General features: G+C 65.5%; 28 protein-coding genes. 19 read left to right on the top strand and 9 right to left on the bottom strand.

Features of this window, described 5'->3' with window-relative positions; genetic code table 11:
- Window positions 1-9: 9 nt before the first annotated feature.
- From SD196_RS01975 to pilG, 4 genes are all read right to left on the bottom strand, one after another.
- The gene (locus SD196_RS01975; protein ID WP_275609806.1) at window positions 10-2,058 is read right to left on the bottom strand and encodes a methyl-accepting chemotaxis protein; all 2,049 of its coding nucleotides are present in this window, start codon (window positions 2,056-2,058) and stop codon (window positions 10-12) included.
- 80 nt (window positions 2,059-2,138) lie between these two features.
- The gene (locus tag SD196_RS01970) at window positions 2,139-2,675 is read right to left on the bottom strand and encodes a chemotaxis protein CheW (protein ID WP_275609805.1); all 537 of its coding nucleotides are present in this window, start codon (window positions 2,673-2,675) and stop codon (window positions 2,139-2,141) included.
- Between the two features lie 62 nt (window positions 2,676-2,737).
- Complete coding sequence (pilH, locus tag SD196_RS01965; RefSeq protein ID WP_009615257.1) at window positions 2,738-3,103, bottom strand: twitching motility response regulator PilH; 366 nt, start codon at window positions 3,101-3,103, stop codon at window positions 2,738-2,740.
- A gap of 46 nt (window positions 3,104-3,149) precedes the next feature.
- Window positions 3,150-3,557 carry a twitching motility response regulator PilG gene (pilG, locus tag SD196_RS01960; protein ID WP_015475142.1) on the bottom strand — a complete coding sequence of 136 codons (408 nt, stop codon included), beginning with the start codon at window positions 3,555-3,557 and terminating at the stop codon, window positions 3,150-3,152.
- Between the two features lie 269 nt (window positions 3,558-3,826).
- On the opposite strand from pilG, the gene gshB reads away from it, so the two are divergent.
- The 7 genes from gshB to SD196_RS01925 all read left to right on the top strand — a co-directional run bounded on the left by gshB (window position 3,827) and on the right by SD196_RS01925 (window position 9,799).
- Entirely contained in the window at window positions 3,827-4,789 is a 963-nt protein-coding gene (gshB, locus tag SD196_RS01955) for a glutathione synthase (protein WP_275609804.1), read from the top strand.
- Between the two features lie 54 nt (window positions 4,790-4,843).
- Window positions 4,844-5,737, top strand: a complete 894-nt coding sequence (locus SD196_RS01950; protein ID WP_275609803.1) for an energy transducer TonB — start codon at window positions 4,844-4,846, stop codon at window positions 5,735-5,737.
- Between the two features lie 76 nt (window positions 5,738-5,813).
- Entirely contained in the window at window positions 5,814-6,383 is a 570-nt protein-coding gene (locus SD196_RS01945; RefSeq protein WP_275609802.1) for a YqgE/AlgH family protein, read from the top strand.
- Window positions 6,380-6,817 (top strand): Holliday junction resolvase RuvX, encoded by a 438-nt coding sequence (gene ruvX, locus SD196_RS01940; RefSeq protein ID WP_343578266.1) that lies wholly within the window; start codon window positions 6,380-6,382, stop codon window positions 6,815-6,817. The genes SD196_RS01945 and ruvX overlap by 4 nt, the downstream gene beginning before the upstream one ends.
- Before the next feature lie 151 nt (window positions 6,818-6,968).
- Complete coding sequence (pyrR, locus tag SD196_RS01935) at window positions 6,969-7,481, top strand: bifunctional pyr operon transcriptional regulator/uracil phosphoribosyltransferase PyrR (RefSeq protein WP_275609801.1); 513 nt, start codon at window positions 6,969-6,971, stop codon at window positions 7,479-7,481.
- A 45-nt stretch (window positions 7,482-7,526) separates the two neighbouring features.
- Window positions 7,527-8,531: an aspartate carbamoyltransferase catalytic subunit gene (locus SD196_RS01930; protein ID WP_275609800.1), complete on the top strand. Its 1,005-nt coding sequence runs from the start codon at window positions 7,527-7,529 to the stop codon at window positions 8,529-8,531.
- Complete coding sequence (locus SD196_RS01925) at window positions 8,528-9,799, top strand: dihydroorotase (RefSeq protein WP_275609799.1); 1,272 nt, start codon at window positions 8,528-8,530, stop codon at window positions 9,797-9,799. Before SD196_RS01930 ends, SD196_RS01925 begins: the two co-directional genes overlap by 4 nt.
- 213 nt (window positions 9,800-10,012) lie before the next feature.
- Here the strand turns inward: SD196_RS01925 and SD196_RS01920 are convergent, their stop codons facing one another.
- From SD196_RS01920 to pilT, 5 genes are all read right to left on the bottom strand, one after another.
- Entirely contained in the window at window positions 10,013-11,182 is a 1,170-nt protein-coding gene (locus tag SD196_RS01920; protein ID WP_343578260.1) for a PLP-dependent aspartate aminotransferase family protein, read from the bottom strand.
- A complete protein-coding gene (locus SD196_RS01915) occupies window positions 11,179-12,552 on the bottom strand; it encodes a cystathionine beta-synthase (RefSeq protein ID WP_331315653.1) in 1,374 nt (457 codons plus the stop codon). The genes SD196_RS01920 and SD196_RS01915 overlap by 4 nt, the downstream gene beginning before the upstream one ends.
- A 223-nt stretch (window positions 12,553-12,775) precedes the next feature.
- A complete protein-coding gene (locus SD196_RS01910) occupies window positions 12,776-13,180 on the bottom strand; it encodes an NINE protein (protein WP_275609796.1) in 405 nt (134 codons plus the stop codon).
- Between the two features lie 92 nt (window positions 13,181-13,272).
- Window positions 13,273-14,418, bottom strand: coding sequence for a type IV pilus ATPase PilU (gene pilU / locus SD196_RS01905; RefSeq protein WP_331315650.1), 1,146 nt, complete (start codon window positions 14,416-14,418; stop codon window positions 13,273-13,275).
- A 241-nt stretch (window positions 14,419-14,659) separates the two neighbouring features.
- Window positions 14,660-15,694, bottom strand: a complete 1,035-nt coding sequence (pilT, locus tag SD196_RS01900) for a type IV pilus twitching motility protein PilT (RefSeq protein ID WP_151189058.1) — start codon at window positions 15,692-15,694, stop codon at window positions 14,660-14,662.
- A 73-nt stretch (window positions 15,695-15,767) separates the two neighbouring features.
- Here pilT and SD196_RS01895 point away from each other — a divergent pair, with 73 nt between their 5' ends.
- The 12 genes from SD196_RS01895 to SD196_RS01840 all read left to right on the top strand — a co-directional run bounded on the left by SD196_RS01895 (window position 15,768) and on the right by SD196_RS01840 (window position 25,053).
- Window positions 15,768-16,457, top strand: coding sequence for a YggS family pyridoxal phosphate-dependent enzyme (locus tag SD196_RS01895; RefSeq protein ID WP_275609794.1), 690 nt, complete (start codon window positions 15,768-15,770; stop codon window positions 16,455-16,457).
- Window positions 16,458-16,474: 17 nt separating this feature from the next.
- Complete coding sequence (gene proC, locus SD196_RS01890) at window positions 16,475-17,308, top strand: pyrroline-5-carboxylate reductase (RefSeq protein ID WP_343578259.1); 834 nt, start codon at window positions 16,475-16,477, stop codon at window positions 17,306-17,308.
- Window positions 17,309-17,321: 13 nt separating this feature from the next.
- Window positions 17,322-17,915, top strand: a complete 594-nt coding sequence (locus tag SD196_RS01885; protein ID WP_275609792.1) for a YggT family protein — start codon at window positions 17,322-17,324, stop codon at window positions 17,913-17,915.
- A 5-nt stretch (window positions 17,916-17,920) separates the two neighbouring features.
- Window positions 17,921-18,211, top strand: coding sequence for a DUF167 domain-containing protein (locus SD196_RS01880; protein WP_275609791.1), 291 nt, complete (start codon window positions 17,921-17,923; stop codon window positions 18,209-18,211).
- A 118-nt stretch (window positions 18,212-18,329) separates the two neighbouring features.
- Window positions 18,330-20,297: a dynamin-like GTPase family protein gene (locus SD196_RS01875; protein ID WP_275609790.1), complete on the top strand. Its 1,968-nt coding sequence runs from the start codon at window positions 18,330-18,332 to the stop codon at window positions 20,295-20,297.
- A gap of 75 nt (window positions 20,298-20,372) precedes the next feature.
- Window positions 20,373-21,512 carry a homoserine O-succinyltransferase MetX gene (gene metX, locus SD196_RS01870; protein ID WP_343578258.1) on the top strand — a complete coding sequence of 380 codons (1,140 nt, stop codon included), beginning with the start codon at window positions 20,373-20,375 and terminating at the stop codon, window positions 21,510-21,512.
- An 11-nt stretch (window positions 21,513-21,523) separates the two neighbouring features.
- Window positions 21,524-22,144 carry a methionine biosynthesis protein MetW gene (gene metW, locus SD196_RS01865; protein ID WP_331315636.1) on the top strand — a complete coding sequence of 207 codons (621 nt, stop codon included), beginning with the start codon at window positions 21,524-21,526 and terminating at the stop codon, window positions 22,142-22,144.
- Between the two features lie 20 nt (window positions 22,145-22,164).
- A complete protein-coding gene (locus tag SD196_RS01860) occupies window positions 22,165-22,587 on the top strand; it encodes a DUF4426 domain-containing protein (RefSeq protein WP_343578257.1) in 423 nt (140 codons plus the stop codon).
- Complete coding sequence (rdgB, locus tag SD196_RS01855) at window positions 22,584-23,177, top strand: RdgB/HAM1 family non-canonical purine NTP pyrophosphatase (protein ID WP_275609786.1); 594 nt, start codon at window positions 22,584-22,586, stop codon at window positions 23,175-23,177. The genes SD196_RS01860 and rdgB overlap by 4 nt, the downstream gene beginning before the upstream one ends.
- Window positions 23,174-24,361, top strand: a complete 1,188-nt coding sequence (gene hemW / locus SD196_RS01850) for a radical SAM family heme chaperone HemW (RefSeq protein ID WP_275609785.1) — start codon at window positions 23,174-23,176, stop codon at window positions 24,359-24,361. The genes rdgB and hemW overlap by 4 nt, the downstream gene beginning before the upstream one ends.
- A gap of 72 nt (window positions 24,362-24,433) precedes the next feature.
- The gene (locus tag SD196_RS01845) at window positions 24,434-24,757 is read left to right on the top strand and encodes a DUF3392 domain-containing protein (protein WP_207887084.1); all 324 of its coding nucleotides are present in this window, start codon (window positions 24,434-24,436) and stop codon (window positions 24,755-24,757) included.
- Between the two features lie 41 nt (window positions 24,758-24,798).
- Window positions 24,799-25,053: a hypothetical protein gene (locus SD196_RS01840; RefSeq protein WP_343578256.1), complete on the top strand. Its 255-nt coding sequence runs from the start codon at window positions 24,799-24,801 to the stop codon at window positions 25,051-25,053.
- Window positions 25,054-25,142 lie beyond the last annotated feature (89 nt).

The following is a 25,142-nucleotide window of genomic DNA, read 5'->3' as shown; positions in this document are numbered from 1 at the left end:
CTCCCCTGCTCAGGCCTGTTCCGCGAGGTCCGGCAGTTTGAAGCCGGATACGGAATTACGCATTTCACTCGCCATCTTCGCCAGGTTACCGATGCTGCGCGCGGTGGCGGTGGTACCGGCGGAGGTCTGCGAGGTGATCTCCTGGATCACGTTCATGGTGTTGGAAATGTGGCCGGCGGAGGACGCCTGCTGACGGGCGGCGTTGGAAATGTTCTGGATCAGCGCCGCCAGGGTCTTGGATACCTTCTCGATCTCTTCCAGGGCCACACCGGCGTCCTGCGCCAGGCGGGCACCGCGCACCACCTCGGAGGTGGTCTGCTCCATCGAGATCACCGCTTCGTTGGTGTCGGTCTGAATGGTCTTCACCAGCGCTTCGATCTGCTTGGTCGCCGCGGAGGAACGTTCCGCCAGGCGCTGTACTTCGTCCGCTACCACGGCGAAGCCGCGGCCCGCGTCGCCCGCCATGGACGCCTGGATCGCGGCGTTCAGGGCGAGGATGTTGGTCTGGTCGGCAATGTCGTTAATCAGGCTGACGATGTCACCGATCTCCTGGGACGATTCACCCAGGCGCTTGATTCGCTTGGAGGTGTCCTGGATCTGCTCGCGGATGTTGTCCATGCCAGTGATGGTGTTGTGCACCACTTCGTTGCCCTTGTTGGCGATGGCTACGGAACGTTCCGCTACCGCCGAGGACTCGGAGGCGTTCGCCGATACCTGGTCAATGGACACGGCCATTTCGTTGATCGCGGCAGAGGCGCCGGCAATTTCCTGGGCCTGGTGCTCGGAAGCCTCGGCCAGGTGCATGGCGGTGGCCTGGGTCTCCTGGGCGGCGGCGGCCACCTGCACGGCGGTCAGGTTGATGGTTTCCACCAGCTCGCGGAGCTGGTCGATGGAGTAGTTGATGGAGTCCGCGATCGCACCGGTGAAGTCCTCGGTCACGGTCGCGGCTACCGTCAGGTCACCGTCGGCGAGGTCGGCGATTTCATCGAGCAGTCGCAGAATCGCCGCCTGGTTACGGTCGTTCTTCTCGGCGGTTTCGGCCAGACGGCGGTTGGTTTCACGTACCATCACCAGACCGATGAGGATGATCGCGCCCAGGGCGATCACGCCCAGCATGGCGCTGGCGACCTGGTTGAAGACACGGCCCCCGGCGAGGTTCTCGAAGCCGCTGGCCAGGGTAGAGGCCTTGTCCAGCAGGACCTGCGAGCCACCGAAGATGGTGTTCGCCGCTTCACGGACCTGGAACAGTTCCGGGGAGGTCTCGAGGATCTCGTCCACCGAACCGGAAACGAATTCGAAGAGTTCGGAAATCTCGTTGAGGCGGTCCACCGCCTCGGCGTTGGTCACCTTGGAGATGCTCATCGCCGCGTTGCCTTCCTTCATGCCCTTGAGCACGCGGCCGAACAGACTGGCGTCACGGCCGAAGCTGTCGGCGGCCTGGACGGAGTTCTCGTCACCGGCCAGCACCTTGTTCACCGAGCCAAGGATACGTTCGGCCAGCAGCGACTGGCGCTGGGCTACCGCCACCTGGTCGGCCGGAGCGCCGTTTTCCAGCAGGATGTCGACGACCTCCTCGTACTCCACCTGCAGCTGCGGGATGGTTTCGGCCAGCGTCGCGGCCACCTGGTGCAGCGACAGTACGGTCTGCTCGCTGGCCAGGATGGAGTCTGTGTTCTTGCGCAGGGTGTCCCAGTCCTTCTGCACTTGGGCCATCTGCGGTTGTACCGAAGCGGGGCTGGGCGGCAGGCCGGTGGTTTCGTCACCCTTGACCAGGATGTTCCAGCGCTTCTCGAAGTCGTTGCGCGCATCCTTGAGCAGCTTGAACGCCTCGCCCTTGCCCGCCGCGGCTTCCGTGGCGTTCTTGGCGATACGCTGGGACAGCACGCGCAGTTCGCCGGCGTGGCCGATGTACTGTTTGTCGTGGTCCGCCTGGGTGTTGAGGTAAGCGAAGTTGGCGAACAGCAAGACGATCGCCACGATCAGGACCACGAAGAGTCCAAGGATCAGCGAGCTGCTACGCGTGCCCGAAAAGAGACTGCCTGCCTTGATTTTTTTCATATACGGCCCCCGCCTGGACCCCCACGCTTACGGTTTCCATGTCACACACGGGCTGGCGAGCCAGCCCAACCGGTCAAAATCTAGCTGGCGACGTCGAGAAACGCCGGGTGTTGCGCCAGCGCATGCGGGCTGAACACCAACCAGGGCTGTTCTCGATTGAAGACGCCATGAATAAAGGGTTGCAGGACCGCTTCGAGGGGCGGCAGCTGCTCGCTGAAGGTTTCCACCGGGAAGTGCTGCATGCCGAACACCTCATCGACGATGAGGCCGGCGAAGACTTCCTGGTGTTCCACCACCAGCACGCGCCGCTGTTTGCGCAGAGGCGACAGCTCCGCGCCGAGGAAGCCGCACAGGTCCATGATCGGCAACAGGCGGCCGCGCACGTTGGCGACCCCCTTCACCCAGTCACGGACACCGGGCAGCAGTGTGTAGCGCGGCTCGTGAAGAACCTCGCCGACCTCCCCCATGGGTGCCACGAACAGGCGCCCGGCCATGCGAAAGCCAATTCCGTTCCAGCTCTGCGCCACTTCGCGCTGCGCAGGCAAGCCCGCGGCCAGCAGACGACAACGCTGATCGATCTGGACGAGAACCTCGAAAGGACTCTGGACTTCCGCCATGCCGGCCCTGGCCTTCTTTAATAATTATGTTCTTGAAGACTTTCAGCGCGTGCGGCCCGGCTTCAGCCGGCCAGCACCGCATTGATGGTCTTGAGCAGTGTTTCTTCGTCCACCGGTTTGGTCAGGTAGTCGCGCGCGCCCTGGCGCTTGCCCCAGACCTTGTCGGTCTCCTGATCCTTGGTAGTGACGATGATCACCGGAATCGCGCTGGTTTCCGGGTCCTTGGACAGCTGACGAGTGGCCTGGAAACCATTCAGGCCGGGCATGACGATGTCCATCAGGACCACGTCCGGCTTCTCCTGGCGGGCCAGGGCCACGCCGTCGGCGCCGTTCTCGGCCTTGAGTACCTGATGCGAATGCTTTTCCAGCATCGCGGTCAGCTTGTACATCTCGGTCGGCGAGTCATCAACAATCAGAATTCGAGCCATTGTGGTCCCCATACGGAAAAGGCGTCACCGGCGGCTGGGCCGGACTTCAGGAAGCGTGCTCCACCGGGGTAAAGTCAGGCACATGGGTCTTGATCGCGCCGAGCAGCTCTTCCTTGCTGAAGGGCTTGGTGAGGTACTGGTCGGAACCGACGATGCGACCCTTGGCCTTGTCGAACAGGCCGTCCTTGGAGGACAGCATGATCACCGGGGTGGATTTGAAGGCACTGTTGTTCTTGATCAGGGCGCAGGTCTGATAGCCATCCAGGCGGGGCATCATGATGTCGACGAAGATGATGCTGGGATGGGTATCGGCAATCTTGGCCAGGGCGTCGAAGCCGTCGATGGCTGTGATTACATCGCAGCCGACTTTCTTCAGCAGGGTTTCGGCGGTGCGACGAATCGTCTTGGAGTCGTCGATCACCATCACTTTCAAACCGTCGGAATGCTGTTCCATGTTCGCCCTTACCATCTCGGTGAATCGTTTTTCCACTTTTTATATCAGTGCGCGAGCGCCCTGCCACCGTCGGGCTGCGACCCAATCGTGGGAACCTTTTACCACAATCGTCAGAATCTTTACCACGCCCAGCAAATTCAGGCCATAAGACCCGGAACGCGCAGGCTTTTTCCTTGACCGAGCGCACATCCAGCGCCACCCTGAGCATCCTTTTTCAGCCTTTTCGACGGTGCTCTTCACCGCCCTCTTCAGTCCCAGGAGGACATCCCATGAGCGTACGCCTCGGGATCGTGATGGACCCCATCGCGCAGATCAATTTCAAGAAGGACAGCTCGCTGGCCATGCTGCTGGCTGCCCAGGCCCGTGGCTGGGAGCTGTTCTATATGGAACAGCAGGATCTTTACCAGAAGGAGAACGTGGCCCGTGGCCGCATGCGCCCCCTGAAGGTCTTCTACGATCCGGCCCACTGGTTCGAGCTGGACGCGGAAATCGACCAGCCGTTGTCGGAGCTGGATGTGATCCTGATGCGCAAGGACCCGCCCTTCGATAACGAATTCGTCTACTCCACCTACCTGCTGGAACAGGCCGAGACCGCCGGCACCCTGGTGGTGAACCGCCCGCAGAGCCTGCGCGACTGCAACGAGAAGTACTTCGCCACCCTTTTCCCGCAGTGCTCGCCGCCCACCGTGGTGAGCCGCCGGTCCGATATTCTGCGCGAGTTCGCCGCCGAGCATCGTGACATCATTCTCAAACCCCTGGATGGCATGGGCGGCTCGATGATCTTCCGCCACCGCGAAGGCGACCCGAACCTCTCGGTGATCCTCGAGACCCTGACCCGCCACGGCCAGCAGCAGGTGATGGCGCAGCGCTACATCCCGGCGATCAAGGACGGCGACAAGCGCATCCTGATGATCGATGGCGAGCCGGTGGAATACTGCCTGGCGCGCATCCCGGCGCAGGGCGAGACCCGTGGCAACCTGGCCGCCGGCGGCCGTGGCGTGGCCCAGCCGCTGTCCGAGCGCGACCGCTGGATCGCAGCGCAAGTCGGCCCGGAGCTGCGCAAGCGCGGCCTGCTGTTCGTCGGCCTGGACGTGATCGGTGAAAACCTCACCGAGATCAACGTCACCAGCCCGACCTGCATCCGCGAGATCGACGCGGCCTACGACACCCGTATCGGTGAGAGGCTGATGGCAGTCATCGACGAAAAGCTCAAGGCGCGTAGTGCGTCATAGACTTTTATAAGCCTCGTGGGCAGACTTTCGCCCACTTTGGCCTAGTGACCCGCAATGAACGCTGCAACCCATTCCGACTTCCCCGTGTCCTCCGGCGTACGCCCGGCGGACCGGCTGGGTTTCACCCTGTTCGTTGCGGCCATCGTGCACGTGGCCGTGCTGCTGGGCGTGGGCTTCACCATGCCCATGCCCAGCCAGCTGAGCAAAACCCTGGAAATCACCCTGGCCAGCTTCAAGAGCGAGAAGGCGCCCGAGAAGGCCGACTACCTCGCCCAGATGAACCAGCAGGGCAGCGGTACGCTGGAACACAAGGCGATCCCCAAGACCACCGAGCAGGCGCCGTTCCAGGACACCGAGGTGAAGAAGGTCGCGCCGCCGGCTACGCCGAAGCAGGCCAAGAGCCCGGAAGCGCCCAAGACCGCCGTCGCCACCCGCAGCCCGCGTCCGGACAAGGTCCAGGCCAAGGCGCAGACGCCCAAGGCGGAAACCGTCGCCAAGCCCGCGCCGCAGTTCGATTCCAGCCAGCTCTCCGCGCAGATTTCCAGCCTCGAAGCCGACCTCGCCCGCGAACAGCAGGCGTACGCCAAACGCCCACGCATCCACCGCCTGAGCGCCGCCTCGACCATGCGCGACAAGGGCGCCTGGTACAAGGAAGAATGGCGCAAGAAGATCGAGCGCATCGGCAACCTGAACTACCCCGACGAGGCCCGCCGCCAGCGCATCTACGGCAGCCTGCGCCTGCTGGTATCGATCAACCGCGACGGTTCCCTCTATGAAGTGCAGGTGCTGGAGTCCTCCGGCCAGCCCATGCTCGACCAGGCCGCCCAGCGCATCGTGCGACTGGCCGCGCCCTTCGCGCCCTTCTCCGGCGACCTGTCGGACATCGACCGCCTGGAAATCATCCGCACCTGGCGCTTCGAACGCGGCGACCGCCTGTCCAGCCGCTGAGCCTGTCGTGCCTGAAGGCACGCGGTGGCGTTTTCAAGGCTTGTCCCTTTGGTCCGCAGGCCTGAAACTAGCTGGCATGAAAAGCACAGCCGCAAGCTCTCTCAAGCACCACTTCCTGATCGCCATGCCGCACATGGCGGATCCCAACTTTGCCCAGACCGTCACCTACATCGTTGACCACAACGAGCAGGGTGCCATGGGCCTGATCATCAACCGCCCAAGCGGTCTGAGCCTCTCCGACGTGCTCGAACAGCTGCGTCCGGACGAACTGCCGCCGGCACGCTGCCAGGGCATGGTCATCTACAACGGCGGCCCGGTGCAGACCGACCGCGGCTTCGTCCTGCACCCCGCCGGACGCAGCTACCAGGCCACCCTGGAGCTGGGCGAGCTGTCGCTATCCACTTCCCAGGACGTGCTGTTCGCCATCGCCGACGGCAGCGGCCCGGCACAGCACCTGATCACCCTCGGCTACGCGGGCTGGGATGCCGGGCAGTTGGAAGCCGAACTGACCGACAACGCCTGGCTGACCTGCCCCGCAGACCCCGCCGTGCTCTTCGAGGTGCCGGCCGAGCAACGCCTGTCCGCCGCCGCCGAGCGCCTGGGGATCAACCTCAACCTGCTCACCGCCCAGGCCGGGCACGCCTGATGTCGAGCAAACCCCTGCGCCTGCTCCTGGGCTTCGACTACGGCACCAAGCAGATCGGCGTTGCCGTCGGCCAGGCCATCACCGGCCAGGCCCGCGAGCTCTGCGTACTCAAGGCGCAGAACGGCGTGCCGGACTGGAACCGCGTGGAAGCCCTGATCAAGGAGTGGCAGCCCGACGCCATCGTCGTCGGCCTGCCGCTGAACATGGACGGCACCCCCAGCGACATGAGCGAACGCGCCGAGAAGTTCGCCCGGCGCCTGCACGGCCGCTACAACCTGCCGGTGCACACCCACGACGAACGCCTGACCACCTACGCCGCCAAGGGCGAGCGCCTGGCCCAGGGCCAGCGCGACGGCTACCGCGAGCGCCCGGTGGACGCCCTGGCCGCCGCCCTGCTGCTGGAGGGCTGGCTGGCCGAAAACGCCCCCGTCTGACCTGCGACCTGATCTGCAAAAAAGCCCCCTTGACCTGTGACAGCGCCGGGGGAGCGAAAGCCGCTAAGCTTGCCGGACCAGTCCTCCCCGGAACGGTCCGCCCCGATGGCCGCCCGCGCCGGGTGGCCTCGCCAACCGAACCGGAGACGTCATGACCCTGCCCAGCCCCGCCGAACTCCTCCCCCGCATGGCCACCGACCTGCGCAACTACCTGGCGCAGCGCAACATCGACTCGCCGCGCTTCGTCGGCATCCACACCGGCGGCATCTGGGTCGCCCAGGAACTGCTCAAGGAACTGGGCAGCGACGAGATCCTCGGCATCCTCGACGTTTCCTTCTACCGCGACGACTTCACCCGCAGCGGCCTGCACCCGCAGGTCCGTCCGTCGGAGCTGCCCTTCGAGATCGACGGCCAGCACCTGGTACTGGTGGACGACGTGCTGATGAGCGGCCGCACCATCCGTGCCGCGCTCAACGAGCTGTTCGACTACGGCCGCCCGGCCAGCGTGACCCTGGTCTGCCTGGTGGACCTGAACAAGCGCGAACTGCCGATTCGGCCGGATGTCGTCGGCGAAACCCTGTCGCTCGCCCCCAATGAGCGGGTAAAATTGCGCGGTCCCGCACCACTTGTCCTCGAGCGCACGCTTCTCAGCCCCGCGCTGTAACTTCGCGCGCCCGGACATCCACCACCTACTTTCAGGGCCTGCCACATGCCGACCGACGCCAAGCGCCCGCTGCAGCTCAACGACCTGGGCCAGCTGCGCCACTTCCTCTCGCTCGACGGGTTGTCCCGCGAACTGCTGACTGAAATCCTCGATACCGCCGACTCCTTCCTCGAAGTCGGTGCCCGCGCGGTGAAGAAAGTCCCGCTGCTGCGCGGCAAGACGGTGTGCAACGTGTTCTTCGAGAACTCCACGCGCACCCGCACTACCTTCGAACTGGCTGCCCAGCGCCTGTCCGCCGACGTCATCTCGCTGAACGTGTCGACCTCCTCGACCAGCAAGGGCGAGACGCTCACCGACACCCTGCGCAACCTCGAAGCCATGGCCGCCGACATGTTCGTCGTGCGCCACAGCGACTCGGGCGCGGCGCACTTCATCGCCGAGCACGTCAGCCCCAACGTCGCCGTGATCAACGGTGGCGACGGCCGCCACGGCCATCCGACCCAGGGCATGCTCGACATGCTCACCATCCGCCGCCACAAGGGCAGCTTCGAGAACCTCTCGGTGGCCATCGTCGGCGACATCCTGCACTCGCGTGTGGCGCGCTCCGACATGATCGCGCTGAAAACCCTGGGTTGCCCGGACATCCGCGTCGTCGCCCCGCGCACCCTGCTGCCGGTGGGCCTGGAAGAGCAGTACGGCGTGAAGGTGTACACCGACGCCAACGAAGGCCTGAAGGACGTCGACGTGGTGATCATGCTGCGCCTGCAGCGCGAGCGCATGGCTGGCGGCCTGCTGCCCAGCGAAGGCGAGTTCTTCAAGCTCTACGGCCTGACCGGCAAGCGCCTGAAGCTGGCCAAGCCCGACGCCATCGTCATGCACCCCGGCCCGATCAACCGAGGCGTGGAGATCGACTCCGCCGTGGCTGACGGTGAACAGTCGGTGATCCTCAACCAGGTCACCTACGGCATCGCCATCCGCATGGCCGTGCTGTCCATGGCCATGAGCGGCCAGAACGCCCAACGACAGCTGGAACAGGAGGACGCGCAATGACCGTCAGCATCCGTGGCGCCCACCTGATCGACCCCGCCAGCGGCCTGGACAAGGTCTGCGACCTGCACATCGAAGCCGGCAAGATCATCGCCATCGGCGAAGCCCCCGAAGGCTTCCACGCCGCCCAGGAAATCGACGCCGCCGGCCTGATTGCCGCGCCCGGCCTGGTGGACCTGAGCGTGGCCCTGCGCGAGCCGGGCTACAGCCGCAAGGGCAACATCGAAAGCGAAACCCGCGCCGCCGCCGCCGGTGGCGTGACCAGCCTGTGCTTCCCGCCGCACACCAAGCCGGTGCTGGATACTTCGGCAGTGGCCGAGCTGATCCTCGACCGCGCCCGCGAGGCCGGCAACGCCAAGGTCTTCCCCATCGGCGCCCTGACCAAGGGCCTGGGCGGCGAGCAGCTGTCCGAACTGGTCGCCCTGCGCGACGCCGGCTGCGTAGCCTTCACCAACGGCCTGGCACCGATGGCGAGCAACCGCGTGCTGCTGCGTTCGCTGGAATACGCGGCGACCTTCGACCTCACCGTGATCTTCACCTCCCAGGACCATGACCTGGCCGAAGGCGGCCTCGCCCACGAAGGCCCGACCGCCAGCTTCCGCGGCCTGGCCGGCATTCCGGAAACCGCCGAGACCGTGGCCCTGGCCCGCAACCTGCTGCTGGTGGAACAGTCCGGCGTGCGCGCGCACTTCAGCCAGCTGACCAGCGCCCGTGGCGTCGAGATGATCGCCCAGGCCCAGGCCCGCGGCCTGCCGGTCACCGCCGACGTGGCGCTGTACCAACTGATCCTCACCGACGAAGCGCTGGCGGACTTCTCCAGCCTGTACCACGTACAGCCGCCACTGCGCTCGCGCAAGGACCGTGATGCGCTGCGCGAAGCGGTGAAGAGCGGCGTGATCCAGGCCATCGCCAGCCACCACCAGCCCCACGAGCCGGACGCGAAGAACGCCCCGTTCGCCGCCACCGATCCGGGCATCAGCAGCGTCGAGCTGCTGCTGCCGCTGGCCATGACCCTGGTGCAGGACGGCCTGCTCGACCTGCCGACCCTGCTGGCACGCCTGTCCAGCGGCCCTGCGGCGGCCCTGCGCCTGCCGGCCGGCAAGCTGGCGGTGGGCTCGGCGGCGGACGTGGTGCTGTTCGAAGCTGACGGCCAGACCCTGGCGGGAGAGACCTGGCACTCCCGTGGCCAGAACTGCCCATTCCTCGGCCACTGCCTGCCGGGCGTGGTGCGCTGCACCCTGGTGGACGGGCATATCGTCCACGCGGTGTAACGCCCTACCCGCCCATGAAAAAGCCCGCCAATCGGCGGGCTTTTTCATGGGCGGCGATCGTCAAGCAGGAGCCTCGACGTAGGATGGGTGGAGCGGAGCGATACCCATGCTGTCGGTGCCACGAATGTTGGGTATCGCTTCGCTCCACGCCATCCTACGAAGGAGCAGGCGTGCGCGGCTTCGCTCCTACGAAAAGCGGTCCGATGCGGGGTTTCAGATCATCGCCAGCGCCTTGGCCAGATCGGCGCGCAGGTCCTCCACGTCCTCCACGCCCACCGACAGTCGGATCAGCGAGTCACCAATCCCCAACTCCGCGCGGTTCTCCGCCGGGATGCTGGCGTGAGTCATGATCGCCGGGTGCTCGATCAGGCTTTCCACCCCGCCCAGGCTTTCCGCCAGGGCGAACAGCTGGACGTTCTCCAGGAAACGCTTCGAACCCGCCAGGTCGGTATTCAGGTCCAGTGAGATCATCCCGCCGAAGCCTTTCATCTGCTTGCGCGCCAGCTCGTGCTGCGGATGCGACGGCAGGCCGGGGTAGTAAACCCGCCTCACCTGCGGCTGCTGCTCCAGCCACTTCGCCAGTTCCAGCGCGTTGGCGCAGTGCCGCTCCATGCGCAGCGCCAGGGTCTTCACCCCGCGCAGGGTGAGGAAGGCGTCGAACGGGCCGGCGATGGCGCCCACCGAGTTCTGCAGGAAACCCAGGCGCTCGGCGAGGTCGGGGTTGTCGCCGACGATGGCGATGCCGCCGATCACGTCGGAGTGGCCGTTGAGGTACTTGGTGGTGGAGTGCACGACGATGTCGAAGCCCAGGCCCAGCGGGCGCTGCACGTAAGGACTGGCGAAGGTGTTGTCGGCCACGCAGAGGATGCCGCGCTCGCGGCAGGTGCGGGCAATGGCGGCCAGATCGGTCAGGCGCAGCAGCGGGTTGCTCGGGGTTTCCACCCAGACCATGCGGGTCTCGTCGGTGAGCGCCGCTTCCAGCGCGCCGGGCTGGGCCAGGTCGGCGAAGTAGAAGTCGTGCCCGGCGCTGCGCCGGCGCACCCGCTCGAACAGGCGGAAGGTGCCGCCGTAGAGGTCGTTGCCGGAAACCACGTGCGAGCCGGCGTCGAGCAGCTCCAGCACTGCCGAGATGGCCGCCAGTCCCGAGGCGAAGGCGAATGCCTTGCTGCCGCCTTCCAGGTCCGCCACGCAGCGCTCCAGCGCCCAGCGCGTGGGGTTGTGCGAACGGCCGTAGTCCAGGCCCTTGTGCACGCCGGGGCTGTCCTGGCGGTAGGTGGAGTTGGCGTAGATCGGCGGCATGATCGCCCCGGTGGACGGGTCCGGCGCCTGCCCGGCGTGGATCACGCGGGTGGCGAAACCGAGGCGGTCGTCGTGCTGGCTCATGCGAGGGTCCTCCGCAAATGGTTGAGCAAATCGAATCGTGTGATCAGGCCATGGAAGCCCGAGGCGTCGGCGATGATGGCGACCAGTCCGCGCGCCAGCACGGCTTCGAGCTCCTTGAGGCTGGCGCCCGGCGCAAGGGTTTCCGGGGCCGTGCTCATGGCGCTGGCGACGTCGCTGCGAAAATGTTCGGGGTCGTCATGCACGCCCAGCAGGATATCGGACTCGTCGATAACCCCGACCAGGCGCTGGCCGTCGAGCACGGGGAGCTGGGAGATGTCCGCCAGGCGCATGCGCTGGAAGGCGGTAAGCAGGGTGTCGCCGGGGCCGACGCTGACCACCCGGCCCTCCTCGAAACGCCGCGCGACGATGTCGCGCAGGTCGCCGTAGCGCTTGCGCTGCAGCAGTCCCTGGTCGGTCATCCATTGGTCGTTGTAGATCTTCGAGAGGTAGCGGGTGCCGGTGTCGCAGACCAGGCTGACCACCCGCTTGGGCTCGGTCTGCTCACGGCAGAAGCGCAGCGCGGCGGCCAGCAGGGTGCCGGTGGACGAGCCGGCGGCGATGCCTTCGTTGCGCAGCAGCTCCCGCGCGGTGCGGAAGCTCTCCTCGTCGCTGATGGAGTAGGCGTGTCGGACGCTGGAGAGGTCGGCAATCGACGGCACGAAGTCCTCGCCGATACCCTCCACCGCCCAGGAACCGGGCGTGCCCAGCTGACCGGAGCGCGAATACTCGGCCATGATCGAACCCACCGGGTCGGCCAGGACCATTTCCAGCTTCGGCTGGACCTTCTGGAAGAAGCGGGTCAGCCCGGTCAGGGTGCCGGCGGAGCCGACGCCGACCACCACCGCGTCCAGATCATGGCCGGTCTGCGCCCAGATCTCCGGGCCGGTGCCGGTTTCGTGGGCCAGTGGGTTGGCGGGGTTGTTGAACTGATCGGCGAAGAAGGCATCGGGCAGTTCCTTCGCCAGCCGCGCGGCAACGTCCTGGTAGTACTCGGGATGGCCCTTGCCGACGTCGGAACGGGTGATGTGCACCTCGGCGCCCATGGCGCGCAGGTGCAGGACCTTCTCGGTGGACATCTTGTCCGGCACCACCAGCACCACCCGATAGCCCTTGGCCCGGCCCACCAGCGCCAGCCCCAGGCCGGTGTTGCCGGCAGTGGCTTCGACGATCACGCCGCCGGGCTTGAGCCGGCCCTCGCGCTCGGCGGTTTCGATCATGGCAACGCCGATGCGGTCCTTGATGGAGCCGCCGGGGTTCTGCGATTCGAGCTTGAGGAACAGGGTGCAGGGTCCGGTATCGAAGCGCGTGACGCGGACCATGGGGGTATTGCCGATCAGGTCGAGTACGGCGGGGCGGGATTCGTTGCTCATGGCAGCCACTCCTTCGGGGCGAGCCGGGGATCGCCCGGCGGCGCCTGCTACTGTCCTCCTGACCTTAGGCGGGTGGCGGTGCTCGCGCCAGGCGGCGCGACGAAAGACGGCGGAGTTGTTTTTCGTAGGAGCGAGCTTGCTCGCGAACGTGCTGCCCGGCAGCGCTGGCCTTGAAGCGGTTCGCGAGCAAGCTCGCACCTACAAGGGAGGGTCCGCGCAGGCGTCAGATCCGCTGCGGCCCGTTGCGCTCGGAAATCTGGCTGTTCAGCGTCCAGAAGTCGTAGAGCACGCCGATGAAGAACAGCCCGCCGGTGAAGAGGTAGAGGATGCCGGTGAGCCACTTGCCCATGTACATGCGGTGCACGCCGAACACGCCGAGGAAGGTCAGCAGGATCCAGGCGACGTTGTAGTCTACGCCGCCAGACCGATAGCGCCGGTCTGCCGCGTCGTCCATGGAGGGGATGAGGAACAGGTCGATGATCCAGCCGATGAAGAACAGGCCGAGGGTGAAGAACCAGAGGGTGCCGGTGATCGGCCGACCATAGTAGAAGCGGTGCGAACCGGTGAAGCCGAAGATCCACAGCAGGTAGCCGATGACCTTGCTGTGGGTATCAGGGTTGGCGGACATGCCTTTCTCCCGTGTCGTTGCGGTACGCTCAGGATAAACGAAAAGCCCGCGCTAGGCGGGCTTCTCGGGTGCCATCTGTTCGGAAAGCAGGCTCAGCGGAAACGGCGGTTGGGGTCGTCGTCGCTCATTTCCAGGGTCAGCCCCTGGGTCATGGTGGAGAGGTGGTCGGCGTCGGTTTCCGAGCCCAGCTTGATCATCAGGCGCAGGTCGTTGGCCGAGTCGGCGTAGGCCAGCGCGTCTTCGTAGGTGATCTCGCCCTGGCTGTAGAGCTGGTACAGCGCCTGGTCGAAGGTCTGCATGCCCTGCTCGGTGGAGCGCTTCATCAGCGGCTTGAGCTCGTGCACTTCGCCCTTGCGGATCAGGTCGGCGGCCAGCGGGGTGTTCAGCAGCACCTCGATCACCGCGCGGCGGCCCTTGCCGTCCGGGGTCGGTACCAGTTGCTGGGCGACGATGGCCTTGAGGTTCAGCGACAGGTCCATCCACACCTGGCCGTGCCGGTCGGCCGGGAAGAAGTGGATGATCCGCTCCAGCGCCTGGTTGGCGTTGTTGGCGTGCAGGGTCGCCAGGCACAGGTGGCCGGTTTCGGCGAAGGCCACCGCGTGGTCCATGGTCTCGCGCGAGCGCACCTCGCCGATCATGATCACATCCGGCGCCTGGCGCAGGGTGTTCTTCAGGGCCACTTCGAAGGAATCGGTATCCAGCCCCACCTCGCGCTGGGTGACGATGCAGCCCTGGTGCTGGTGGATGAATTCGATCGGGTCTTCGATGGAGATAATGTGGCCGGTGGAGTTCTTGTTGCGGTAGCCAATCATCGCCGCCAGCGAGGTGGACTTACCGGTACCGGTGGCGCCGACGAAGATCACCAGGCCGCGCTTGGTCATCGCCAGCTTCTTGAGGACTTCGGGAAGCTTCAGATCCTCGAAGGTCGGGATGTTGGTCTCGATGCGGCGCAGCACCATGCCCACCAGGTTGCGCTGATAAAAGGCGCTGACGCGGAAACGGCCAACGCCGCGGGCGCTGATGGCGAAGTTGCACTCATGGTTCTCGGCGAACTCGCGGCGCTGCTGCTCGTTCATCACCGAGAGCACGGTCTCGCGGGTCTGCTCCGGCGACAGCGCGGTCTTGGTCACCGGCAGCACCTTGCCGTTGACCTTCATCGAAGGCGGCACGCCCGCCGTGATGAAGAGGTCGGAGGCACCCTTTTCCACCATGAGGCGCAACAGCTTCTCGAATTCCATGATCGTTCTCGCGAAGGTTCACGCTGACTGCGACAAGGCTGTCGAATCACGGAGCGAGTGCGTGTGGCGCGCTCCGTGCGCCGGGCCGGGGAGCGGCCCGGAAGTTTTAGAGTCTGTTCACGATCTCGCGAGCCAGGGCAGAACATCGGTGGAGGGAGCGGAGTTTACTTTCAGTAAATGAGCATCCCGAGACCGATTTCAACGCCGTCATGCCGACGCGCAGCAGATCGAAAGCAGGCTCTTAGAAGTTTTCCGGAATCTTGGCCTTCTCCTTGGCCGCCTCGCGGGTCACCAGACCCTTGGCGACCAGGCCCTTCAAGCACATGTCCAGGGTCTGCATGCCGATCGCACCGCCGGTCTGGATCGCCGAGTACATCTGCGCGACCTTGTCCTCGCGGATCAGGTTACGGATCGCCGGGGTGCCGATCATGATCTCGTGGGCCGCGACACGGCCGCCGCCGATCTTCTTCAGCAGGGTCTGGGAGATCACCGCCTGCAGCGATTCGGAGAGCATGGAACGAACCATGGACTTTTCCTCGGCGGGGAACACGTCGACGATACGGTCGATGGTCTTGGCCGCGGAGGTGGTGTGCAAGGTGCCGAACACCAGGTGACCGGTTTCCGCAGCGGTCAGCGCCAGGCGGATGGTCTCCAGGTCGCGCATCTCGCCCACCAGGATGATGTCCGGGTCCTCACGCAGGGCCGAGCGCAGCGCCTCGTTGAAGCCGAGGGTGTCGCGGTGTACCTCGCGCTGGTTGACCAGGCACTTCTTCGACTCGTGGACGAATTCGATCGGGTCTTCGACGGTGAGGATGTGGCTGTACTTGGTGTTGTTCAGGTAGTCGAGCATCGCCGCCAGCGACGTGGACTTGCCCGAACCGGTCGGGCCGGTCACCAGCACCAGGCCGCGCGGCACGTCGGAAACACGTTTGAACACTTCTCCCATGCCCAGGTCCTCCATCGTGAGTACCTTGGAGGGAATGGTACGGAACACGGCGCCGGCGCCACGGTTCTGGTTGAAGGCGTTGACCCGGAAACGGGCGACCCCGGGGACTTCGAAGGAGAAGTCGGTCTCCAGGAATTCTTCGTAATCCTTGCGCTGCTTGTCGTTCATGATGTCGTAGATCAGCGCATGGACCTGCTTGTGCTCCAGGGGCGGCAGGTTGATCCGGCGAACATCGCCATCGACGCGGATCATCGGCGGCAGACCGGCCGAGAGGTGCAGGTCCGAAGCGCCCTGCTTGGCGCTGAAGGCGAGCAACTCGGTAATATCCATGGGACTCCCCAATCAAGAGCAAGCAGGTAGAATGCCGCAGAACTCGCAGCAGCCGGGCGGAAAAGCGACGGTAATGTCCACGATAGCAGAGAATATTGCAAAGGTTCGCGCACGCATCCGTGAGGCGGCGCAAGCTTGTGGGCGTGCCCCGGATACGGTGCGCCTGCTGGCGGTCAGCAAGACCAAACCCGCCGCCGATATCCGCGAGGCATTCGCCTGCGGATTGGCCGATTTCGGCGAGAACTACCTGCAGGAAGCGCTGGCCAAGCAGACAGAGCTGGCCGACCTTGCGCTGACCTGGCATTTCATCGGCCCGATCCAGTCCAACAAGACCCGGCCGATCGCCGAGCACTTCCAGTGGGTGCACTCGGTGGACCGTCTGAAGATCGCCCAGCGCCTGTCCGAACAGCGTCCTGCGCACCTGCCGCCGCTGAACGTGCTGCTGCAGGTGAACGTCAGCGGCGAGGACAGCAAGTCCGGCTGCTCTCCCGAGGAACTGCCCGCCCTCGCCCAGGCGGTGGCACAGTTGCCCAACCTCAAGCTGCGCGGCCTGATGGCAATTCCCGAACCGACTGAAGATGTTGCCGCACAGCACGCTGCATTCGCCCGCCTGCGCAAGGCGATGCACGCCCTGAACCTCGGCCTGGACAGCCTGTCCATGGGCATGAGCCACGATCTCGAAGCCGCCATCGACGAAGGCGCCACCTGGGTGCGGATCGGTACCGCCCTGTTCGGCGCCCGCGACTACGGCGCTTCGCACTGAATAAAGGAAGAGACTTAATGAGCAGCACCCGCATTGCCTTCATCGGCGCCGGCAACATGGCCGCCAGTCTCATCGGCGGCCTGCGCGCCAAGGGCGTCGAAGCCAGCCACATCCGCGCCAGTGATCCGGGCGCCGAGCAGCGCGCGAAGATCGCCGCCGAGCATGGCATCGAAGTCGTCGCCGACAATGCCAGCGCAGTCAGTGGCGCCGACGTGGTGGTCCTGGCGGTCAAGCCGCAAGTCATGAAGGACGTCTGCCAGGCCCTGGCGCCGGCGCTTTCGGGCAACGCCCTGATCGTCTCCATCGCCGCCGGCATCCCCTGCGCCAGCCTCGAACGCTGGCTGGGCCCGGTGGACGGCCAGCCGCGCGCCATCGTCCGCTGCATGCCCAACACCCCGGCACTGGTCGGCCTGGGCGCCAGCGGCCTCTATGCCAACGCCAGCGTCAGCGCCGCCCAGCGTGAGCAGGCGCAGAAGCTGCTGAGTGCCGTCGGCATTGCCCTGTGGCTGGACACGGAGAAGCAGATCGACGCGGTCACTGCCGTTTCCGGCAGCGGCCCGGCCTACTTCTTCCTTCTCATGGAAGCCATGACCGCCGCCGGCGAGAAACTCGGCCTGTCCCGCGAGGTTGCCGGCCAGCTGGCCCGCCAGACCGCCCTGGGCGCCGCGCAGATGGCCACCACCAGCGATGTCGACCCGGCCGAACTGCGCCGCCGCGTGACCTCGCCCAAAGGTACTACCGAAGCTGCCATCAAGACTTTCCAGGCCAACGGTTTCGAAGCGCTGGTAGAGAAGGCGGTAGGCGCCGCCGACCATCGCTCCGCCGAGCTGGCCGAACAACTGGGTCAATGACAAGGAGCCCTCAATGACCGGTCTTTCCACCGCCGCCATCTACGTCATCCAGACCCTCGGCAGCCTGTACCTGCTGATCGTCCTGCTGCGCTTCATCCTGCAACTGGTGCGCGCCGACTTCTACAACCCGCTCAGCCAGTTCATCGTGCGCGCCACCAAGCCGCTGCTGAACCCGCTGCGTCGCATCATCCCCGGCTTCGGCGGCGTCGACTTCGCCTCGCTGGTGCTGGCCATCCTGGTCCAGCTGGTGCTGATGATCGTCACCCTGACCCTGATGGGCTACGGCGTCGGCGGCTACATCCTGCAACTGCTGGTGTGGTCGGTGATCGCGGTGACCTCGCTGTTCCTCAAGGTGTTCTTCTTCGCCCTGATCATCAGCGTGATCCTCTCCTGGGTCGCCCCGGGCAGCTACAACCCCGGCGCCCAGCTGGTGAACCAGATCTGCGAGCCCTTCCTGGCACCCTTCCGCAAGCTGCTGCCAAACCTCGGCGGCCTGGATATCTCGCCGATCTTCGCCTTCATCGCGCTGAAACTGATCGACATGCTGGTGATCGGCAACCTGGCCGCGATGACCGGGATGCCGCAGATCCTCAGCCCGTTCATGTAATTGGCATGCCGTTCTACCACTGGGACGGCGAGGACCTGATCCTCGACTGCCACCTGCAACCCAAGGCGAGCCGTGACGAGTTCGCCGGGTTGCACGGTGAGCGCCTGAAAATCCGCCTCACCGCACCGCCCGTGGAAGGCAAGGCCAACGCCCATCTGCTGGCGTTCCTCGGCAAGGCCTTCGGCGTGCCCAAGAGCCAGGTGAAACTGGAAAGCGGCGAGCTGAACCGGCAGAAGCGCGTGCGCATTCCCAAGCCGTCGAAGCTCCCGGAAGAGCTGGGGATTACCGCTCGGTAGCCTTGGCCGACCTTACGCGCGGTATTGTGATGAAGGCCAATTGACGCTACTGCGCGCCATCGCATAATCCGGGGTATTCATCCCCGCGCAGGACGCGCCAGCCTAAGGAACCGCCTGAATGAGCATGGAGCGTCTCAGTCAGCAGATCGATGCCTACGTTACCTGGAAGCGGGAGCTGGTCCGGGAGATCACCCGTTATCGCAGCCTGCTGGAGCGTTGCCGGCTGAACACGCCGGACATCGAGAGCCGCCTCGAACGCACCCTGCGCCTGTTGCGCGTCGACCACATCACCCTGGCCTTCGTCGGCGAGTATTCGCGCGGCAAGACCGAGCTGATCAACAGCCTGTTCTTCGCCGGCTACGGCCGGCGCATGCTGCCGTCCCACGCCGGGCGCACCACCATGTGCCCCACCGAGCTGTTCTTCGACCCGCGCTCGGAGCGTCCCTATATCCGCCTGCTGCCGATCGAGACCCGCGTGGCCGACGCCAGCGTCGCGCAGTTCAAGCGCATTCCCCGGCACTGGGTGAACATTCCGCTGGACACCTCGGACCCGGCAAACATGGCCGAAGCCTTCGCCCAGGTAGCCAAGACCAAACCGCTGCCGGTGGAGCAGGCCATCCAGCTGGGCTTCCACCCGGACCTGCTGGAAACAACCGACAAGCCCGGCATGGTGCTGGTGCCGGCCTGGCGCCACGCGCTGGTCAACTTCGACCACCCACTGCTGCGCCAGGGGCTGCGCATCCTCGACACCCCGGGCCTGAACGCGCTGGGCAGCGAGCCCGAACTCACCCTCTCGATGCTGCCCGCCGCCCAGTCGATCCTGTTCCTGCTGGCCGCCGACACCGGCGTCACCGCTTCCGACATGGCGATCTGGGAGAACCATATCCGCCAGCTGAGCGAGGACAGCCACACCACGCTCTACGCGGTGCTGAACAAGATCGACGTGCTGTGGGACGACCTGGCCGGCGAAAGCTTCGTGCAGGGCGCTATTCGCCAGATCCAGGAGGCCACCGCACGCCAGCTGGGCATCGCCCGCAACGACGTGCTGCCGCTCTCGGCCAAGCAGGCACTGCTGGCCAAGGTGCGCGGCGACCGCGAGCTGCTGGCCCGCAGCCAGTTGGAAAGCCTGGAGGACCTGCTCTGCGAGCGCATCGTCACGCAGAAGGAGCGCCTGCTCGAAAGCGCCGTGGTCGGCCAGGTGTTGTCCCTGGCGCACAACACCCAGCACACCCTGCGCGTGCGCCTGGAGAAGGTGAAGGAGCAGCATGCGCTGCTCGACAGCCAGCAGCACGACAGCGGTCAGTTGCTGTTCGAGCTGACCGCCAGGACCAAGGAAGACCACAGCCAGCACCACAAGCGCCTGCTCAACCTGAAGACCAACCAGCGCCTGCTGCGCCACCAGGGCGAGCAACTGCGCGAGGCGCTGCACCCCGAGCGCCTGGAACTGCATCTGAAGCGGGTCCACCAGAAGCTGCGCGGAAGCTGGACCACCGTGGGCATCAACCAGGCGATCCTGCAGTTCTTCCACACCGTGCAGGGGGACCTGGTCGGCCTGCACCATGAGGCGGAGACGGCCAACCGCATGGTCGCGGCCATCTACCAGCGGCATAACCAGGAAAACCCGCTCAACGCCCTGGACGCCCCGCAGTTCAGCGTCGAGCGTTACCTGCGCGAGCTGGCCAAGCTGCAGGACAAGGCCGACCGCTTCCGCCTGCACCTGAAAACCCTGCTCACCGAGCAGCGCACCCTCACCCGACGCTTCTTCGCCACCGTGGCCCAGGAAGTCATCGGCCTGCACCTGCGCCTGCGCGAGGAGGCCGAGCAGTGGGCCACCGATGCGCTGATGCCACTGATGCAGTACAGCCTGGAGCACAAGCAGTTGCTGGAAACCCACATGCTGCGGCTCAAGGCGCTGGCCCAGGAAACCCAGCAGGCACGGCAGCGCTCGCTGCTGCTGGGGCGCTATACCGACGAGCTGGAAAAGCAGCTCGCCGAGGCCTCCGACATCCTCCGCCAACTGCGTCGCCCCTCGCCGCTGCACCGCCAAGCCAAGGTCGTCACACTACCCGGCTCGCAGCGCGCCTGAACCCCGCCCCAGCGCTTGCCGCTAGGGGCGGCGCTCTTTAGACTGGCTCTCCTTTTTTATTCATGAGCTGGGTCGATGCCAACAGTCTTCCCCGAAGATTCCGTCGGTCTGGTCTCCCCCCAGACGTTGCAGTTCAATGAGCCGCTGCCCCTGGCCTGCGGCAAGACGCTGCCCGAATACCAGCTGGTGATCGAGACCTACGGCGAGCTGAACGCCACGGCGAGCAACGCCGTGCTGATCTGTCACGCGCTCTCCGGCCACCACCACGCCGCCGGCTACCACAGCAGCGAAGACCGCAAGCCCGGCTGGTGGGACAGCTGCATCGGCCCCGGCAAGCCCATCGACACCCGCAAGTTCTTCGTCGTCGCGCTGAACAACCTGGGCGGCTGCAACGGCTCCACCGGGCCGACCAGCCTCAATCCGGCCACCGGCAAGGTCTATGGCGCCGACTTCCCGGTGGTCACCGTGGAAGACTGGGTACACAGCCAGGCGCGCCTGGCCGACCGCCTGGGCATCGCCCAGTGGGCGGCGGTGATCGGTGGCAGCCTGGGCGGCATGCAGGCCCTGCAATGGACCATCAGCTACCCCGAGCGCGTGCGTCACTGCTTGTGCATCGCCAGCGCGCCCAAGCTGTCGGCGCAGAACATCGCCTTCAACGAAGTGGCACGCCAGGCGATCCTCTCGGACCCCGAGTTCTTCGGCGGCCATTTCCAGGAGCATGACGCGATCCCCCGCCGCGGCCTGAGCTTGGCGCGAATGGTCGGGCACATCACCTACCTCTCCGATGACGCCATGGGCGCCAAGTTCGGCCGCGACATGAAGTCGGAGAAGCTCAACTACGATCTGCACAGCGTCGAGTTCCAGGTGGAAAGCTACCTGCGCTACCAGGGCGAGGAATTTTCCACCCGCTTCGACGCCAACACCTACCTGCTGATGACCAAGGCGCTGGACTACTTCGACCCCGCCGCCGCCCATGGCGACGACCTGGCGCGAACCCTGGCCGGAGTGAAAGCGGACTTCTGCCTGATGTCCTTCACCACCGACTGGCGCTTCTCCCCGGCGCGCTCGCGGGAAATCGTCGACGCCCTGCTGGCGGCGAAGAAGAACGTCAGCTACCTGGAAATCGACGCACCGCAAGGCCACGACGCCTTCCTGATGCCGATTCCCCGCTATCTGCAAGCCTTCAGCGGTTACATGAACCGCATCAGCGTATAAGAAGGAACGCCATGCGCGCCGACCTGGACATCATCCAAGACTGGATCCCCGCCGGCAGCCGGGTACTCGACCTGGGCTGCGGCGATGGCGAATTGCTCGCCTGGCTGCGTGACCACAAGCAGGTCAGCGGCTATGGGCTGGAAATTGACGCCGAAAAGATCGCCAAATGCATCGAGCGTGGCGTCAATGTCATCGAACAGGACCTGGACAAGGGCCTGGACAACTTCGGTAGCAACAGCTTCGACGTGGTCGTGATGACCCAGTCCCTGCAAGCCCTGCGCTACCCGGACAAGGTGCTGGCGGAAATGCTGCGGGTGGGCAAGACCTGCATCATCACCTTCCCCAACTTCGGCCACTGGCGCTGCCGCTGGTACCTCGCGCGCAACGGTCGCATGCCGGTGTCGGACTTCCTTCCGTACACTTGGTACAACACGCCGAACATTCACTTCTGCACCTTCCGCGACTTCGAGGCCCTGTGCCGGCAGTTGCAGGTGAAGGTTCTCGACCATCTGGCGGTGGACCGCGAGCACCAGCATGGCTGGGCCTCGCGAATCTGGCCTAATCTGTTGGGTGAGATCGGTATCTACCGGGTCAGTGGCCCTGGCGTGCAGGACCATCGCATCGCCATCTGATCGCCCCCAGGAGAACTATCATGCGCCGCCTGCTTACCTTCATCGCCTGCCTGGTCTTGGCCCTGCCCGCCGTCGCCGAGCAGGTCAAACGCCTGGGTGACCTCCAGGTCCACTACAGCGTGTTCAACTCCAGCTTCCTCCAGCCCAAGGTCGCTCAGGCCGTGGGCGTGGTGCGCAGCAAGACCCAGGGCGTGGTCAACATCGTGCCGCTGGACACCAACGGCAAGCCGGCCAACACCACGGTCGCCGGCAGTGCCAAGAACCTGATGGGCCAGGAAATCCCCCTGACCTTCAAGCGCGTGGTCGAGGAAGGCGCCGTCTACAACCTGGCGCAGTTCCCCATCGAAGGCCGCGAGACCCTGACCTTCACCATCCAGGTCCAGTCCGGAGGCGGAGCTCCGCAGAGCTTCGACTTCATGCAGGAAATCTTCCCCGACGAATGATCAAGCTCGAACAACTGGTGCTGGCCAGTCACAACGCCGGCAAACTCAAGGAACTCCAGGCCATGCTCGGCGCCCACGTGAAGGTGCGCTCGATCGGCGAGTTCAGTGATGTGGAACCGGAAGAAACCGGTCTTTCCTTCGTCGAGAACGCCATCCTCAAGGCCCGCAACGCCGCACGCATCTCCGGCCTGCCGGCACTGGCCGACGACTCGGGCCTGGCGGTGGACTACCTCGGCGGCGCGCCGGGCATCTATTCCGCCCGCTATGCCGACGGCAAGGGGGACGCGGCGAACAACGCCAAGCTGCTGGACGCCCTCAAGGACGTGCCGGACGAGGAGCGCGGCGCCCAGTTCGTCAGCGTGCTGGCCCTGGTCCGCCACGCCGACGACCCGCTGCCGATACTCTGCGAAGGCCTCTGGCACGGCAGCATCCTGCGCGAAGCCCGCGGCGAGCACGGCTTCGGCTACGACCCGCTGTTCTGGGTGCCAGAAACCGAATGCTCCAGCGCCGAACTGCCGCCAGAGCAGAAGAACCAGCTCAGCCACCGCGCCCGCGCGATGGCCCTGCTGAAGCAGCGGCTGGGTCTATGAGCCAGGCAGGAAGCCACGGGCTCGACGCCGGGCCGGTGGTTTCCGGCTTCCGCCTGCCGCCGCTGTCCGCGTACGTGCACATCCCCTGGTGCGTGCGCAAATGCCCCTACTGCGACTTCAACTCCCACGCCGCCGGCCCCGAACTGCCGGAAGACGCCTACGTCGAAGCGCTGCTGGCCGACCTGGCCGCTGACGGCGCGCACGTGCACGGCCGCAAGCTGACCTCGATCTTCTTCGGAGGCGGCACGCCGAGCCTGTTCTCCGCCAGCGCATTGGGGCGCATCCTCGAAGGCCTGGAAAAGCAGGTCGGTTTCGAGAGCGATATCGAAATCACCCTGGAAGCCAACCCCGGCACCTTCGAGCAGGCCAAGTTCGCCGATTACCGCAAGCTGGGCATCAACCGCCTGTCCATCGGCGTGCAGAGCTTCCAGGCCGAAAAGCTCAAGGCATTGGGCCGCATCCATGACGGCGAGGAAGCCGTGCGCGCCGCCGAAATGGCCCGCCGCGCTGGCTTCGACAACTTCAACCTGGACCTGATGCACGGCCTGCCGGAGCAGAGCGTCGCCGATGCGCTGAGCGACCTGCAGCAAGCCATCGCCCTGGCACCGACGCACCTGTCCTGGTACCAGCTGACAATGGAACCGAACACGGTGTTCTGGAGCCAGCCGCCGGAGTTGCCTGAGGACGACCAGCTGTGGGAAATCCAGGAAGCCGGCCAGGCCCTGCTCGCGCAGGCGGGCTACCTGCAGTACGAAACCTCCGCCTACGCCCGTGACGGCAAGCGCGCGCGGCACAACCTGAACTACTGGACCTTCGGCGACTTCCTCGGCATCGGCGCCGGCGCCCATGCCAAGCTGAGCACGCCGGAGGGGCGCATCCTGCGCACCTGGAAGACCCGCCTGCCGAAGGACTACCTGAACCCGGAGAAGCCCTTCCAGGCCGGCGAACGTGACCTGGAAGCGGACGACCTGCCCTTCGAGTTCATGATGAACGCGCTGCGCCTGACCGACGGCGTCTCCGCGGCGACCTTCACCGAGCGCACCGGCCTGCCATTGGCCGCCATCGACGAAGCCTGCCGGCAGGCACGCAAGGACGGCCTGCTGGTCGACGACCCGCAGCGCCTGGCCCCGACCGAACGCGGTCAGCTATTCCTCAACGACCTGCTGCAGCGTTTCCTGCCTTGAGAAGCGGCCGGGCGACGTCATCGTTGCCCGCCGTGTACACTCCCCGGCGACTCTCGATCCCAAGGAGCCCCAATGGACTTCGCGCTCGACCTGATTGCCAACGTCTCCCGCTGGTGCCGTGGCCATTTGTCCGATATCGCCCTGGCGATCATGGCCACCGTGCTGGTGCTGTTCGGCCCGGCCATCAATGCCTGGATACAGCAACGCATCGGCAGCCTGAACTTCGTCTTCCGCACCCTGCTGTTCGTGCTGATCTGCGCCGTGGGCTACGGCCTGGCGATGGTCTTCGTCACCCCGTGGCTGGCCAAGGGGCTGGGTTACTTCAACAACTACACCCTGGCGCCGATCCTGCTGCTAGTGTTCTTCGTGATTGGCATGATCGCCGACCGCAGCTGACCTGCGTGCCTCCGGCGGTTGGCCCCACCGCCGGAGGACACATGAAACCGATCAAGCACCTCTACCTGCACTTCACCGACGGCCAGCGCCTGGCGCTGCGCTTCCCGCAACAGAGCGACGACCCCGCCGAAGTGGCCCGCGGCATCCGCAAGCAGATGGAATCGCCAGCCATCAGCATCGAAGTGGATGGCGACCTGCTGATCATTCCGCGCACCAGCATCAAGTACCTGCAGATCAGCCCGTCGCCGATGCGCATGCCGGAGACCACGGTTCTTGGCGCCGAATTGATCGAGTAACGCGCGCTGAATGCTCTTTGTAGGAGCGAGCTTGCTCGCGAATGTGCCATCCGGCAGTACCGACGTTGAGGCGGTTCGCGAGCAAGGAC

Origin of the sequence: Pseudomonas macauensis (assembly GCF_047902425.1) — a bacterium.
In the GTDB taxonomy this organism is placed as follows: domain Bacteria; phylum Pseudomonadota; class Gammaproteobacteria; order Pseudomonadales; family Pseudomonadaceae; genus Pseudomonas.
Note: the sequence above shows the minus strand (reverse complement) of the source record. Positions and strands in the feature narration are given on the sequence as shown.

Bases quoted from the DNA above. Each gene is read 5' to 3' on its own strand.
- SD196_RS01880 (WP_275609791.1), top strand. From the start codon at position 17,921: ATGCCGTTCTACCACTGGGACGGCGAGGACCTGATCCTCGACTGCCAC.
- hemW (WP_275609785.1), top strand. From the start codon at position 23,174: ATGAGCCAGGCAGGAAGCCACGGGCTCGACGCCGGGCCGGTGGTTTCC.
- proC (WP_343578259.1), top strand. From the start codon at position 16,475: ATGAGCAGCACCCGCATTGCCTTCATCGGCGCCGGCAACATGGCCGCC.
- pilU (WP_331315650.1), bottom strand. From the start codon at position 14,418: ATGGAATTCGAGAAGCTGTTGCGCCTCATGGTGGAAAAGGGTGCCTCC.
- rdgB (WP_275609786.1), top strand. From the start codon at position 22,584: ATGATCAAGCTCGAACAACTGGTGCTGGCCAGTCACAACGCCGGCAAA.
- metW (WP_331315636.1), top strand. From the start codon at position 21,524: ATGCGCGCCGACCTGGACATCATCCAAGACTGGATCCCCGCCGGCAGC.
- pyrR (WP_275609801.1), top strand. From the start codon at position 6,969: ATGACCCTGCCCAGCCCCGCCGAACTCCTCCCCCGCATGGCCACCGAC.
- gshB (WP_275609804.1), top strand. From the start codon at position 3,827: ATGAGCGTACGCCTCGGGATCGTGATGGACCCCATCGCGCAGATCAAT.
- SD196_RS01945 (WP_275609802.1), top strand. From the start codon at position 5,814: ATGAAAAGCACAGCCGCAAGCTCTCTCAAGCACCACTTCCTGATCGCC.
- SD196_RS01950 (WP_275609803.1), top strand. From the start codon at position 4,844: ATGAACGCTGCAACCCATTCCGACTTCCCCGTGTCCTCCGGCGTACGC.
- SD196_RS01840 (WP_343578256.1), top strand. From the start codon at position 24,799: ATGAAACCGATCAAGCACCTCTACCTGCACTTCACCGACGGCCAGCGC.
- SD196_RS01910 (WP_275609796.1), bottom strand. From the start codon at position 13,180: ATGTCCGCCAACCCTGATACCCACAGCAAGGTCATCGGCTACCTGCTG.
- SD196_RS01920 (WP_343578260.1), bottom strand. From the start codon at position 11,182: ATGAGCCAGCACGACGACCGCCTCGGTTTCGCCACCCGCGTGATCCAC.
- metX (WP_343578258.1), top strand. From the start codon at position 20,373: ATGCCAACAGTCTTCCCCGAAGATTCCGTCGGTCTGGTCTCCCCCCAG.
- pilG (WP_015475142.1), bottom strand. From the start codon at position 3,557: ATGGAACAGCATTCCGACGGTTTGAAAGTGATGGTGATCGACGACTCC.
- SD196_RS01930 (WP_275609800.1), top strand. From the start codon at position 7,527: ATGCCGACCGACGCCAAGCGCCCGCTGCAGCTCAACGACCTGGGCCAG.
- SD196_RS01975 (WP_275609806.1), bottom strand. From the start codon at position 2,058: ATGAAAAAAATCAAGGCAGGCAGTCTCTTTTCGGGCACGCGTAGCAGC.
- pilT (WP_151189058.1), bottom strand. From the start codon at position 15,694: ATGGATATTACCGAGTTGCTCGCCTTCAGCGCCAAGCAGGGCGCTTCG.
- SD196_RS01845 (WP_207887084.1), top strand. From the start codon at position 24,434: ATGGACTTCGCGCTCGACCTGATTGCCAACGTCTCCCGCTGGTGCCGT.
- SD196_RS01895 (WP_275609794.1), top strand. From the start codon at position 15,768: ATGTCCACGATAGCAGAGAATATTGCAAAGGTTCGCGCACGCATCCGT.
- SD196_RS01925 (WP_275609799.1), top strand. From the start codon at position 8,528: ATGACCGTCAGCATCCGTGGCGCCCACCTGATCGACCCCGCCAGCGGC.
- pilH (WP_009615257.1), bottom strand. From the start codon at position 3,103: ATGGCTCGAATTCTGATTGTTGATGACTCGCCGACCGAGATGTACAAG.
- SD196_RS01915 (WP_331315653.1), bottom strand. From the start codon at position 12,552: ATGAGCAACGAATCCCGCCCCGCCGTACTCGACCTGATCGGCAATACC.
- SD196_RS01875 (WP_275609790.1), top strand. From the start codon at position 18,330: ATGAGCATGGAGCGTCTCAGTCAGCAGATCGATGCCTACGTTACCTGG.
- SD196_RS01970 (WP_275609805.1), bottom strand. From the start codon at position 2,675: ATGGCGGAAGTCCAGAGTCCTTTCGAGGTTCTCGTCCAGATCGATCAG.
- SD196_RS01885 (WP_275609792.1), top strand. From the start codon at position 17,322: ATGACCGGTCTTTCCACCGCCGCCATCTACGTCATCCAGACCCTCGGC.
- SD196_RS01860 (WP_343578257.1), top strand. From the start codon at position 22,165: ATGCGCCGCCTGCTTACCTTCATCGCCTGCCTGGTCTTGGCCCTGCCC.